The organism is Synechococcus sp. CCAP 1479/9 (genome assembly GCF_019038535.1).
Lineage (GTDB): Bacteria > Cyanobacteriota > Cyanobacteriia > PCC-6307 > Cyanobiaceae > Cyanobium.
Genome location: NZ_JAFKRK010000008.1, coordinates 90754 through 103107, shown reverse-complemented (window position 1 = coordinate 103107; position 12354 = coordinate 90754). Strand labels below are relative to the sequence as shown.

15 protein-coding genes and 1 tRNA gene are annotated in these 12354 nt (G+C 71.8%); 7 read left to right on the top strand and 9 right to left on the bottom strand.

All coding sequences use genetic code 11. The annotated features are described in order from the left end of the window. Positions 1-17: 17 nt before the first annotated feature. The 3 genes from KUG38_RS03440 to KUG38_RS03430 form a co-directional block, all read right to left on the bottom strand. Positions 18-89, bottom strand: a tRNA-Val gene (locus KUG38_RS03440). 232 nt (positions 90-321) lie between these two features. Further along, positions 322-1095 carry a photosystem II electron transport protein, Sll1252 family gene (locus tag KUG38_RS03435; protein ID WP_216919050.1) on the bottom strand — a complete coding sequence of 258 codons (774 nt, stop codon included), beginning with the start codon at positions 1093-1095 and terminating at the stop codon, positions 322-324. A gap of 12 nt (positions 1096-1107) precedes the next feature. Continuing rightward, the gene (locus KUG38_RS03430; RefSeq protein ID WP_216919049.1) at positions 1108-1611 is read right to left on the bottom strand and encodes a hypothetical protein; all 504 of its coding nucleotides are present in this window, start codon (positions 1609-1611) and stop codon (positions 1108-1110) included. Between the two features lie 87 nt (positions 1612-1698). Here KUG38_RS03430 and serA point away from each other — a divergent pair, with 87 nt between their 5' ends. The 4 genes from serA to KUG38_RS03410 all read left to right on the top strand — a co-directional run bounded on the left by serA (position 1699) and on the right by KUG38_RS03410 (position 5149). Further along, positions 1699-3285, top strand: coding sequence for a phosphoglycerate dehydrogenase (serA, locus tag KUG38_RS03425; RefSeq protein WP_216919048.1), 1587 nt, complete (start codon positions 1699-1701; stop codon positions 3283-3285). Then, complete coding sequence (prmA, locus tag KUG38_RS03420) at positions 3285-4238, top strand: 50S ribosomal protein L11 methyltransferase (protein WP_216919047.1); 954 nt, start codon at positions 3285-3287, stop codon at positions 4236-4238. The genes serA and prmA overlap by 1 nt, the downstream gene beginning before the upstream one ends. A 142-nt stretch (positions 4239-4380) precedes the next feature. Then, positions 4381-4680, top strand: a complete 300-nt coding sequence (locus KUG38_RS03415) for a ferredoxin (protein ID WP_094585612.1) — start codon at positions 4381-4383, stop codon at positions 4678-4680. A gap of 79 nt (positions 4681-4759) precedes the next feature. Further along, positions 4760-5149, top strand: a complete 390-nt coding sequence (locus KUG38_RS03410) for a DUF8632 family protein (RefSeq protein ID WP_216919276.1) — start codon at positions 4760-4762, stop codon at positions 5147-5149. A gap of 67 nt (positions 5150-5216) precedes the next feature. Here KUG38_RS03410 and psbV read toward each other — a convergent pair whose 3' ends face one another. Then, a complete protein-coding gene (psbV, locus tag KUG38_RS03405; protein WP_286195590.1) occupies positions 5217-5789 on the bottom strand; it encodes a photosystem II cytochrome c-550 in 573 nt (190 codons plus the stop codon). Positions 5790-5885: 96 nt separating this feature from the next. Then, positions 5886-6833, bottom strand: coding sequence for a ribonuclease Z (gene rnz / locus KUG38_RS03400; RefSeq protein WP_216919046.1), 948 nt, complete (start codon positions 6831-6833; stop codon positions 5886-5888). Between the two features lie 87 nt (positions 6834-6920). On the opposite strand from rnz, the gene KUG38_RS03395 reads away from it, so the two are divergent. Next, positions 6921-8246, top strand: coding sequence for a SpoIID/LytB domain-containing protein (locus tag KUG38_RS03395; protein ID WP_216919045.1), 1326 nt, complete (start codon positions 6921-6923; stop codon positions 8244-8246). A gap of 8 nt (positions 8247-8254) precedes the next feature. Then, entirely contained in the window at positions 8255-9040 is a 786-nt protein-coding gene (locus KUG38_RS03390) for a glucosamine-6-phosphate deaminase (RefSeq protein ID WP_286195589.1), read from the top strand. Between the two features lie 45 nt (positions 9041-9085). Here the strand turns inward: KUG38_RS03390 and KUG38_RS03385 are convergent, their stop codons facing one another. Together KUG38_RS03385 and truB are read right to left on the bottom strand one after the other, a co-directional pair. Further along, a complete protein-coding gene (locus KUG38_RS03385) occupies positions 9086-9862 on the bottom strand; it encodes a YebC/PmpR family DNA-binding transcriptional regulator (protein ID WP_216919044.1) in 777 nt (258 codons plus the stop codon). Between the two features lie 18 nt (positions 9863-9880). Then, positions 9881-10804, bottom strand: coding sequence for a tRNA pseudouridine(55) synthase TruB (gene truB, locus KUG38_RS03380; RefSeq protein ID WP_216919043.1), 924 nt, complete (start codon positions 10802-10804; stop codon positions 9881-9883). A 12-nt stretch (positions 10805-10816) separates the two neighbouring features. On the opposite strand from truB, the gene KUG38_RS03375 reads away from it, so the two are divergent. Then, the gene (locus tag KUG38_RS03375) at positions 10817-11578 is read left to right on the top strand and encodes a queuosine precursor transporter (protein ID WP_094585605.1); all 762 of its coding nucleotides are present in this window, start codon (positions 10817-10819) and stop codon (positions 11576-11578) included. Here the strand turns inward: KUG38_RS03375 and rpmA are convergent. Together rpmA and rplU are read right to left on the bottom strand one after the other, a co-directional pair. Then, complete coding sequence (gene rpmA, locus KUG38_RS03370) at positions 11575-11841, bottom strand: 50S ribosomal protein L27 (RefSeq protein WP_094585604.1); 267 nt, start codon at positions 11839-11841, stop codon at positions 11575-11577. The genes KUG38_RS03375 and rpmA overlap by 4 nt on opposite strands. Positions 11842-11895: 54 nt before the next feature. Next, on the bottom strand, positions 11896-12294 hold the full coding sequence (gene rplU, locus KUG38_RS03365) for a 50S ribosomal protein L21 (RefSeq protein WP_216919042.1): 399 nt from the start codon (positions 12292-12294) through the stop codon (positions 11896-11898). Positions 12295-12354 lie beyond the last annotated feature (60 nt).

Sequence of the window (12354 nt, the reverse complement as noted above, 5' to 3'; positions counted from 1 at the left end):
GAATTGAAATCAATCAATGGGCGATACTGGAATCGAACCAGTGACTCCTACCGTGTCAAGGTAGTGCTCTACCTCTGAGCTAATCGCCCGAGTTCGGAAAAACCGAAGCGGCACCGATTTCAGAGAACAATCTTGGATAGCCCGATGAAGGCCGAGCTGGACTGTCGTTGAAATGGATGGTCCTCGAGATGGAGGGTTCTCGGGGGGGAAGAAAGCATCACCGACAGCTGACCTTTCACAGTCGATCCGTCGGATCCGTCTTCAACCAGGACTTTTCCTACTCGCCGGCCTTCCCTCCTGTCAACTTGCGCCGCCGGGTGCTCAATGGCGCTCCAGCCGGATCCGGAAACGCTCCCGCTTGGTGGCTTCGATGGCCAGCACCTCCAGCTCTCCCCGCCCCTCCAGCTGGACCCGCGCCCCCACCGCCAGGGGCTGGCTGGGACTGCTGACCACCTTCCAGTCGAGACGGACGGCCCCCTGGCGGATCAGGGTGGCCATCCGGTTGCGGGACAGCCCGAAGCCGGCCGACGCCAGGGCATCCAGCCGCAGGGAAGCCTCCACCGTGGTGAGCTGGCGGGGCAGCCGGCGGGCCGGCAGCTGCAGCGCCTCGATGGGCCTGGCCTCGAACCGCACCGGCACCGTGCGCACCAGGCCCTCGGTCCCGTCCAGCCGCCGGGCCAGCGCCTCGCTGACGATCGCCTGGCCGCCCCGATCGCCTCGCAGCCACAGGTCACCCAGCTCCGCGGCCCCGGCACCGGATGCGGCCAGTCCCGCCGCCATGTCGGCCGCCGAGGCGGGATCGAACAGGAAGTTGCCGCTGATCTCCAGCCCCAGCAGGGCGGGGGCCGTCGGCTCCTGTCCCGACCGTGCCAGCAGCAGGCAGCGGCGCTCGGCGCCGGGGTGGCCACCCTCACTGGCGAGGCTCAGCTCGCTGAGGGCACCGAGCCGGTCCTCGGCCTCCTCCCGCACCGCCGCCTCGAGAAAGCCGCTGACCTGGGGCTCCCAGGTGCGCAGGGCCGTTTCCGCCAGGCTGAACAGGGCCCCGAGCTCCTCGGGGTGCCGACTCCCCTCCAGCAGGTCCCGTCGTGGAAGCATGGGCCCCGCGCCTCAGGTGTCGTCCAGTCGCACGACCGCCGTCGGTCGCGCCAGCTGGATGGTGGTCCAGGGGATCTCCCGGCCGACGGGGGCCTCCAGCAGCAGCAGCCAGCAGCCCTCGTCCAGCCGGTTGCGCAGGATGCGGATGCGGTCGTCCTCCTCCGAGCTGACGCTGGCGGCGGCGGCAAAACTGCCCATCCAGCCGGAGCCCATGCCCAGCAGGCCGCCGATCAGGGGCTCCCCGTAGGCCCCGGCGAAGCTGAACGTGTGCAGATCGGTGATCTGGGTGAAGGTGAGCCCGGCCAGGAAACCGAAGGGCAGCAGCCAGCGCACCATCGACTGTTGCCGCCGTCGCCGGGCCGTGGCCGGATCCAGCCGCTCCACGTCCGACATGGTCGCCTCACCGCTGCCGATCGCCAGCACCCGGGTCGGGGGCGGCTGCAGGGCCAGCAAGCGTTCCTGCAAGGCCTTCAGGCGATCACGGTCGTCCAGCACGACCACCACACTCAAGGACATGGGCTCGTCTCCGCACCGCTCTCTACACTGCACCTCCGGCCTGCCCCCCTGGGGGCGCACCCCCCGCCCTCCCCACCGCTGCCGGACATGACGAAGGTTCTGGTCTCCGATCCCATCGACCAGGCGGGGATCGACATCCTCTCCCAGGTCGCCCAGGTGGACGTGCGCACGGGCCTGAGCCCGGAGCAGCTCGTGGCGTGCATCGGTGAGTACGAGGGGCTGATGATCCGTTCCGGCACCCAGGTGACCGCCGAGGTGATCGAGGCCGCGAGCCATCTGCGCATCATCGGCCGGGCCGGCGTGGGCGTCGACAACGTCGATGTGCCCGCCGCCACCCGCCGCGGCGTGATCGTCGTCAATTCGCCCGAGGGCAACACGATCGCCGCCGCCGAGCACGCCCTGGCGCTGATGCTCTCCCTGTCGCGGCACGTGCCCCACGCCCACGCCAGCACCATGGCCGGCGGCTGGGACCGCAAGACCTACGTCGGCAACGAGCTCTACAAGAAGACCCTCGGCGTGGTGGGCCTCGGCAAGATCGGCTCCCACGTGGCCCGGGTCGCCCGGGCCCTGGGCATGGACGTGGCCGCCTACGACCCGTTCATCTCCGCCGAACGCGCCCAGCTGCTGCAGGTGCGGCTGCTGCCCCTGCCCCAGCTGTTCGCCGAAGCCGACTACGTCAGCCTGCACCTGCCCCGCACGCCGGACACCGAGAACCTGGTCAACGCGGCGCTGCTGGCCACGATGAAGCCCACCGCCCGGCTGGTGAACTGCGCCCGCGGCGGCATCATCGACGAGCAAGCCCTGGCCGATGCGGTCGAGAACCGCGTCATCGCCGGCGCCGCCCTCGACGTCTACGCCAAGGAGCCGCTGGCGGCCGATTCCCCCCTGCGCCTGGTCAAGGAGCGGCTGATCCTCACCCCGCACCTGGGTGCGTCCACCGAGGAGGCCCAGGAGAACGTGGCCATCGACGTGGCCGAGCAGATCCGGGACGTGCTCCTGGGCCTGCCGGCCCGCAGCGCCGTCAACATCCCCGGCCTGACCCCCGAGGTGATGGAGCTGCTCAAGCCCCATCTGCAGCTGGCGGAAACCCTGGGCCTGTTGCTCAGCCAGCTGGCCGGCGGCCAGATCAGCGAACTGGAGGTGCGCCTGCAGGGCGAATTCGCCTCCCACCCGGCCCAGCCCCTGGTGGTGGCGGCCCTCAAGGGCATCCTCTCGGCCGCCCTCGGCGACAGCATCAACTACGTCAACGCCACCCTGGAAGCCAAGGAGCGCGGCATCCACGTGCTCGAGGTGAAGGACGACGCCAGCCGCGACTTCGCCGGCGGTTCGCTGCAGCTCAGCTCCCGCAGCCCCCGGGGCAACCACAGCGTCACCGGCGCGGTGTTCACCGACGGGGAACTGCGGATCACCACCATCGACGAGTTCCCGGTGAACGTGACCCCCAGCCGTCACATGCTCTTCACCCGCCACCGGGACATGCCCGGCATCATCGGCCAGCTGGGCTCCCTGCTGGGCGAGCACAACGTCAACATCGCCTCGATGCAGGTGGGCCGCCGCATCGTGCGGGGCGACGCCGTGATGGTGCTAAGCCTCGACGACCCGATCCCCCCCAGCCTGCTGGCGGTGATCCACGGCATCAACGGCATCCAGGCCGCCCACCCGGTCACCCTCTGATGGGCCTGGTCTGGTGGCGGCTGGAGATGGCCGCCCCGGCCGAACTGGAGGAGTCCCTGCTCTGGAAGCTGCCCCTCCTGGGGGTGGCGCGGGTGGCGCTCCAGCACCCCCCCGAGGCGCCGGAGCAGCGGCAGCTGCTGGCCTGGCTGCCGGAGAGCGACTGGCCCGCCGACCAGCGCCAGGAGCTGGAGCGGGCCCTGGCCCCGCTGGGGGAACCCTTCGACCTGGCGCTTCCACAGGTCCACTGGCAACGGCAGGCCGATGAGGACTGGAGCCTGAGCTGGAAGAGCCACTGGCGACCCGATCCGGTGGGGGAGCGGCTGCTGGTGCTGCCGGCCTGGCTGGAGGTGCCGCCCGAGCACGCCGGGCGACTGGTGATCCGCATCGATCCGGGCAGCGCCTTCGGCACCGGCAGCCATCCCACCACCCGCCTCTGCCTGGAGGCCCTGGAGGCCCTGGAGGCCCTCGCCGGGGAGCGGGAACGGGCGGGCCTGGGTGAGGGCCTGGAGGGGCTCCAGGTGGCCGATCTGGGCTGCGGCAGCGGCATCCTCGGCCTGGCCGCCCTGCGGCTGGGGGCGGCGGCCGTGGCCGCCGCCGACACGGACCCCCTGGCGGAACGCGCCACCCGGGAGAACGCCGCCCTGAATGGCCTGGACGGCGCCCGTGGCCTCACGGTCACCACGGGCTCGGCCGAGGCCCTGGTGGCGCTGCTGGAGGGGCGTCCGGCGGATCTGCTGCTGTGCAACATCCTGGCGCCGGTGATCGAGGCCCTGATTCCCTGGTTCGGGCAGCTGCTGAGCCCCGGCGGTGTGGGCCTGCTCAGCGGCCTGCTGGTGGATCAGGCCCCAGGCCTGGAGCGGGATCTGGCGGCAGCGGGCTGGCGGGTGGAAGGGCGGGTCGAGCAGGACCGCTGGGGCCTGCTGCGGATCCGTTCGGCATCGGATGTTGCATAAGGCACGCTGATCTGTGTCCTGGCTTTGATTGGGCTTCCCGGCCTGCGAGCCCAAGATCGCCGGGAATGCCCCCTGTCGGATGTAGGAAGGGCGGGTCCTACAGGCCCTGGCTGCCGGGTGTCTGTGAGCTCCAATCTCTTCCATGGCTTCCTACAAGGTCACCCTCGTCAATGAGAGCGAGGGGCTGAACAAGACCATCGAGGTTCCCGACGACCAGTACATCCTCGACGCCGCCGAAGAGCAGGGCATTGACCTGCCCTACTCCTGCCGCGCCGGCGCCTGCTCCACCTGCGCCGGCAAGCTCACCGCCGGCACCGTCGACCAGTCGGACCAGAGCTTCCTCGACGACGACCAGATCGAGGCCGGCTTCGTCCTCACCTGCGTCGCCTACCCCACCTCCGACTGCACCATCAAGACCCACACCGAAGAAGAGCTCTACTGAGCTCCTCGCCGGGCGGTCCGGTTGGATCGCCCACTTGAACCCCGCGTTCTTCTCCGCCACCCTCAGGGGTGGCTTTTTCATGGCACTTCAGGTGGACACCGTGCTGGCCTCCGGCAGCGAGCATCCGAGCCCCGGCGGCCAGTACAGCTACCGGGTCCTGGGCCCCTGCTGCCGGCTGTTCGATCGGGAGGAGCTCCCCTGGCCCTGCTGCCGGCTGGCCTGGCGCAGCAAGGAGCCCAGCTGGCGCCGCGTCGGCCGCCGCTTCGTGCCCGACCTGGCCGCCCGCCGCTGCCCCTCCTACGCCGTGGAACTGCTGCAGCCGGGGGCCCGCCCCACCCGCACCGTGATCACCCTGTTCCCCCAGCGCCTGGCCCCAGGCCTGCAGGAGTGGTGGTACAGCAAGCTGCCGGGGTCGCTGGAGGCCGCCAACCTGGCCCCGCCACCACCGCTGCCGGCCCCGGCCCCCTGAGGCGCCGGGCTCCAGGCACAAAAAAACCGGCCGACGCAGGGCCGGCCGGGGGAGGTGGGCGCGGCGATCAGAAGTAGATCTTGCCGCCGCCCCACTGGATGCCCTGGACCTTGGGGGCCACCAGGATGTAACCGGCGATCAGGCGCAGGTCCTCGTCGTCCAGATCGCGCATCTTCACGAACACGTCGCTGCTGCGCAGGCTGGGGTGCACGTCCGCGATGCTGTATTCCCCGTCGTAGGAGGTGGGGTCCTTCATGTAGTCGACCAGGGCGTCCACCGAATCCCGGGCCGGGGTGGCCAGGGCCAGGGTCTCGGGGTCCAGACCCACGTTCTGGTTGGTCTTGGTGATGCCACCGGCATGGCAGGTGCCGCAGCTTTCGTTGAAGAGCTTGCGGCCGGTCTTGACCTCCTTCTCGCTGAAGGTCACCAGGGTGCCGTCGGGGGAGACCGGCACGGTGAGATCCTCGGTGCTCCACTGGGCCGCGGCCGCGGGGCCCGCGAAACAGACCAGCAGGGCCAGGGGAAGGATCAGCAGCGTCCGGACCACGGCACGGAGGGCGGTGCGAAGGGGAGCGGTGCTTAGGCGGGCGGTGCGACGGGCGGCTGACAGCGGGGCGGCTGAGCGAAGGAGGGGGGCCATGGGAGAAGCCGGCGGAATGGCGGTCGGACCGCAACTGAGACCTTGTATCACGGGCGACGGGTCCCCCGGAACGGAATCACGCGAACTGTTGCAGGCTCAGCCCCCGGTCCCCACCGAGAGGCTGAGGAAGTCCTTCGCCACCACGGTCTCGGGGAAGATGGCCCGGGCCTCGGCCACCAGGTCGTCGGGGGTCATGGGATTCCCCGCCACGTAGCGGGGGCTCAGGTGGGTGAGCACCAGCTGCTTCACCCCCGCCTCCAGGGCGGTCTGGGCGGCCATCGTGCTGGTGGAGTGCTGGCGGGCGATGGCCAGCTCCGCCTCACCATGGGAGAAGGTGGATTCGTGGATCAGCAGGTCGGCGCCGCGGGCCAGGGCCACCGCCGCCTCGCTGAACACGGTGTCGGTGCAGTAGACGACGCTGCAGCCGGGCCGGGGCGGCCCGCACAGGGCCTCGCCCCGGATCACCCGGCCGTCGTCGAGGGTGACGCTGCGACCGGCCTTGAGCTCGGCGTAGACCGGCCCGGGGGGAATGCCCAGGGCCCTGGCCCGCTCCACGTCGAAGCGGCCGGCCCGGGGCTTCTGATCCACCCGGTAGGCGTAGGCCGGCACCCGGTGGGTGAGGGCCGTGCAGCGCACCGTGATGTCGTCGTCGTCGAGCACCAGGGTGCCGCGGGCAGCGGCCTCCTTCACCCGGTGGGTACGCAGGGGATAGCCGATGCGGGTCGAGGAGGTGCGCATCACGCCCTCCAGGTAGTCGCGCAGCGGGTCCGGTCCGTAGAGGTCGATGCCGGCGCAGTTGCCCGCCAGCCCCAGGCTGGCCAGCAGCCCCGGCAGACCGAAGACGTGGTCACCGTGCATGTGGGTGACGAAGATCCGGCGCAGCTGGGACACCCGCAGGTCGCTGCGCAGGAACTGGTGCTGGGTTCCCTCGCCGCAGTCGAACAGCCACAGCTCGGCCCGCTGCGGCAGCCGCAGGGCCACGGCGGAGACGTTGCGGGCGCGGGTGGGAACGCCGGAGCTGGTTCCCAGGAAGGTGACCTGCACACCCTGGCTGCCTCAGCGCGCATGCTGCCACGGCGCCGGCCGGTGCGCTGGCTGGCGCCATGGCGCCCGCAGGATGACCCGTCCAGAATGAGCCGTTGTCGCTCGCGCACCCTCGTGACCCTCCTCCGTTTCGGATGGCGCGCCGGCCTCTCGCTGGCCCTGCTTCCCGCCGCCGTCGCGGCGCCGGTTCCCACGGAGGCGAGGGCGCCGGCACCCGTGGTGCGGGTGCTGCTGCGGGAGGCCCCCACCCTGGAGCTGGAGTCCGGCAGCACCGTGCTGCGCCTCGGCGATGGCACGGGGCGCACCCTGGCGGAGCTGGCCCCGGGGGCGCGGCTGCAGCTGGTGGGCAGCGGCCCGGCCCTGGAGGCCAGGCTGGAGGGACCGACCGGGCCGCCCCGCCGGGTGGCGCTGCCGTCGGGCCAGGCCTGGATCGATCCCGCCCCGGGGCGGGGTGAGGGCAGCGAGGCCGTGTTGACCCTGCAGCAGCGCCGCTACCGCGGCCGCCTGCTGGTGCGCAGCGAGGGCGATCGCCTGCAGGCGATCAACCTGATCGATGTCGAGAGCTACCTGCCCAGCGTGGTGGGCAGCGAGATGCCGGCCAGCTGGCCGCTGGCGGCCCTGCGGGCCCAGGCGGTGGCGGCCCGCACCTACGCCCTGCGCCAGCGCCGGCCGGCGGAGCCCTTCGACCTCAAGGCCACCGTCTCCAGCCAGGTCTACAAGGGGGTGGAGGCCGAAACCGACTCCACCCGCGAAGCGGTGCGCAGCACCCGCTCCCAGGTGCTGATGCACGGCTCCTCCCTGATCAACGCGGTGTTCCACAGCAGCAGTGGCGGCCTCACGGAGAACAGCGGCGACATCTGGCGCCAGCAACTGCCTTACCTGGTGAGCGTGCCCGATTACGACCAGGCCAGCCCTGTGCATGCCTGGCAGCTGCGCGTCGAGCCCGACAAGCTGGCCCGGGCCTTCCGGGAGATCGACGGGGCCTTCCGCATCGAGGTGCTCTCCACCACCAGCTCCGGGCGCATCCGCCAGGCCCGGGTGACGGGCCCCGGTGGCTCGCTGCTGCTCTCCGGCACCGAGCTGCGCCAGCGGCTGGGCCTGCGCAGCACCCTGGCCCGGTTCGACTTCGAGGCGCCCCGGGCCGCCCCCTTCCCGCCGCCGCTGCCGTCCCTGCAGGGGGTCTTCACCCCCGAGGGGATCCGCTCCCTGGCCTCCGGCCTGGTGCAGGCCCCCTGGCGGGCCCCCCGCCCGCCCGCCGCGCCGACCCTGCTGGTGAGCGGCCGGGGCTACGGCCACGGGGTGGGCATGAGCCAGTGGGGCGCCTACGCCCTGGCCCTGCGCGGCGAGGACTACCGGCAGATCCTCCAGCACTACTACCAGGGGGCCAGGATCCAGCCCTACTCCGCCCTTTGAGGCACCCGTTGAGCCGCCACGCCCCCAGCGCCCCGGTCGCAGCCCCTGTCACCGCCTCCATCGCTCCGATCGTGCTCGCCGATGCGGCGGCGGTGGCGGAGCGGGTGGCGGCCCTGCTGCTGGCTGATCGGCTGCGGCCGGGCCGGCCCCTGGGTCTGGCCACCGGACGCACCATGGAGCCGGTCTATGCCGCCCTGGCGCGACGGCTGGGGCGCCTGGAGCCCGCCCTGGCAGCGCAGGTGCGCCAGGGCTGGTGCAGCTTCAACCTCGACGAGTACGTGGGGCTGGGGCCCCAGGATCCCGCCTCCTTCGCCGCCACCATGGCCCGCCAGCTGGTGGAGCCCCTCGGCCTGGACCCCGGGCGGGTGCGGCTCCCCGATGGGCGGGCCGGCGATCCCGATGGCGAAGCGCGGCGCTACGGCGCCGCCGTGGCCGCCGCCGGCGGCATCGGCCTGCAGCTGCTGGGCCTGGGCCTCAACGGCCATGTGGGCTTCAACGAGCCCCCGGCGGGGGCGACCGTGGCCTGCCGCTGCCTGGCCCTCAGCCACCACACCCGCCGCCAGAACGCCGGCGCCTTCGGGGGCGATCCCGGCGCCGTTCCCCGGCGGGCCATCACCCTGGGGATGGCCGAGATCCTCGCGGCCCGCCGGGTGCTGCTGGTGGTGACCGGCGGGGCCAAGGCGGCGATCCTGCGCCGTGCCCTGGGGGAGCCCCCCACGCCGGAGCTGCCCGCCAGCTGGCTGCAGCACCACCCTGCCCTCACCGTGATCGCCGACGCCGAGGCCATGGGCTGACCCTCTGGCGCGGCGGAGGGCGCTGCGGAGGGCGGGGAGGTGGCCTCAGCCGGGCAGGGCCGCCTCCATCAGGGCGTCGTCCGCCTCGAGATTGCTGGTGACGCTGCGCACGTCATCGAGATCTTCGATCACATCCAGCATGCGCAGGCAGGCGGCCAGCACCGCGCCGTCCTCGAGGCGGCAGGGCAGGGAGGAGATCCAGCGATGCTCCCAGCCGGCCAGGGGCAGCCGCAGGTCCCGGAGCCCATCCTGGAGGGCTTCGAGGTCGGCGAAGGCGCCGAACACGTCGACGCCCTCGTCATCGATCTCGTAGCCCGCCGCCGCCGGGCCACCCCGCTCCTCCAGGGCCAGCAGGTCCTCCAGCAGGCGCTCCTCGTCGGCGCCGGGCAGGGCCAGCCGCACCACGGACCGCTGCTCGAACAGATAGCTGACACAGCCGGTCTCACCGAGGTTGCCGCCGTGCTTGCCGAAGGCCAGCCGCAGGTCGGCCGCGGTGCGGTTGCGGTTGTCGGTCAGGGCCTCGACCAGCACGGCCACGCCCCCCGGGCCGTAACCCTCGTAGCGCACCGCCTCGAACAGGTCGGCCCCGCCACCCCCCTGGCCGCTGCCCTTGGCCACGGCCCGGTCGATGTTGGCGTTGGGGAGCCCCGCCACCTTGGCCTTCTCGATCGCGGTGCGGAGCTGGAAGTTGCCGGCCGGATCGGCACCACCCCGGGCCGCCACGGTGATCTCCCGCCCCAGACGGGTGAACAGCGCTCCGCGCCGGGCGTCCACCACCGCCTTGGTGCGCTTGATCTGGGCCCATTTGCTGTGGCCGGCCATCGCGAGTTCGCAGGGGGTTCAACCGGCGGCGTCGAACACCAGCCGGGGCAGGAGCAGGCCCTTGCCATCGGCGCGGGCGATGCCCGCCAGATTGCCATCCGGGGTGAGCACGGCGACCGCCCCCTCCGGCAACTGCTCCACCGTACGGGGCAGGGACCGGCCGCAGCGCCACGGGGACAGCTGGGCCGGATCGAGTCGCTGGCGCGGCAGATCCACCAGCACGTCGAGGGGATCCAGCAGCGGGGGGAGGGGGCCGCTGGCCAGGCGCTCCATGGAAATGGCCTGGTGCAGTCCGAAGCCGAGGGCGGCGGTGCGCCGCAGGCTGGCGAGGGCGCCGCCGCAGCCGAGGGCGTCCCCCAGATCCCGCGCCAGGGCACGGACGTAGGTGCCGGCGGAGCAGCGCACCTCCAGCTCCAGGCGGCCGCTCTCGGCGTCCCAGCCCAGCAGGTCGAGGCCATGGATCCGCACCGGCCGCGCCGCCAATGCCAGCTGCTCCCCCGCCCGGACCCGGGCGTAGGCCCGCTGGCCATCCACATGGACGGCCGAAACCTGGGGAGGCACCTGCAGAATCTCGCCCCGGAACCGGGCCAGGGCCTGCTCGAGGGCCTCAGGATCGAGGGGCGGAACGGCCGAGCGCTCCAGCACCTCGCCCTCGAGGTCATCGGTGCCGGTGCGCACGCCCAGCTGGACGGTGCCGCGGTAGGTCTTGTCGCCGGGGAGGTAGGGCAACAACCGGGTGGCAGGGCCGAGGGCGATCGGCAGCACGCCGGTGACGGCTGGATCCAGGGTGCCGCCATGGCCCACCCGCCGCAGGCCATAGGCCCGCCGGACCCTGGCGACGCCGTCGTGGGAGGTCAGGCCGGCGGGCTTGTCGAGCACCAGGAACCCGCAGCCGTGGCGCGACGGAGGCGATGGCGGCAGCCTGGAGGGACCTTCTCCCATGCTCAGGCGCCGATGACGCTGCAGGACCGGCGCGAGGTCACCTTTCTGGTGCTGGCCGGCATCTTCCTGGGGACCATGGGCATGCTCAACATCCTGGGGCTGACCCGGTTCCTCCACCTGGGCAGCATCGGGTCCTTCCCGATCATCGTGGCGGTGGGGGCCCTGCCGTACCCCGTCACCTTCCTGTGCACCGACCTGATCAGCGAGATCTGGGGCGAACGGCGCGCCTCCCAGGTGGTGTGGGTGGGTCTGATGCTCAACGGCTGGATCGTCCTGGTGCTCTGGCTCGGTGGCATCCTGCCGGGCCTGGACGGATTCGGTGGGGTGGCGGGCCTGCCGGCCGACACCCACGCCGACGGGGTGCCGGTGTTCTTCGAGGTGCGCCGGCTGGCCTTCGGCGCCGTGGGGGCCTCCATGGCTGCCTACATGGCCGCCCAGTTCACCGACGTGCGCCTGTTCCATTTCTGGAAGCGCTTCAGCAACGGCAAGGCCCTGTGGCTGCGCAACAACGGCTCCACCCTGATCAGCCAGGTCGTCGACACGTCGGCGGTGGTGCTGATCAGCCACTACGCCGCCCATGTGTTGCCAATCCGGCCGGACGAGCCGGTGCTGCCCCAGCTGGGCGTGTTCATCGCCAGCGGCTACGTGTTCAAGCTGGTGGCGGCCCTGGCCGACACCCTGCCCTTCTACCTGCTGGTGGGCTGGCTCAGGCGCTATCTGGAGGTGCCGGGGGACGGCGCCGAACTGGCGGACGCCCCCCTGCCGGGGGCCTAGGCGGCGACGGCGATGTTGATGCGCTTGCGGTTGCGCAGGCCACGCTTGATGGATTCGAAGCTGACGACGCCATCCACCAGGGCGAACAGGGTGTCGTCGGAGCCGCGGCCCACGTTGACGCCCGGGATCACGGAGGTGCCGCGCTGGCGGATCAGGATCGAGCCGGCGCTGACGGTCTCACCGCCGTAACGCTTGACGCCGAGACGCTTGGAGTTGGAGTCGCGGCCGTTGCGGGTGGAGCCTGTGCCTTTCTTGTGGGCCATGGGGGGAGCAGAGAAGGGAGAACGGGGGGAACTGGAGAAGAGGCTGGGGCCCGATCAGGCGATCGACTTGCCGCCCACCTTGATCGACTGGACCATCACCCGGGTGAGCTCCTGGCGGTGGCCGTTCTTGCGGCGGGTCTTCTTCTTGGGGCGCATTTTGTAAACGATGATCTTCTGGCCGCGGCGATGGGCCAGCACCTTGAGCTCCACCGTGGCGCCCGTCACGTAGGGCTGGCCCAGGGTGGTGCCGGAGGCGTCCTTCACCAGGAGCACGTTCTCCAGGGTCACGGTGCTGTCGACCTCGGCATTGAGGCGATCGAGATCGACGTAACGATCGGTCTGGAGCCAGAACTGCTGGCCGGAGGCCTCGACGATGGCGTAGGCGCCGGTGGCATCGCCCTGGGCACCGGTGGCGGGTGCGCTCAGGGTCTCCTTCTGGGGGGCTTGGGTCATCACTCAGGGGGCGTGGCCAGGCTGGCGGCAGGAAGCCACCATTGGGCCTGGACGCACGGA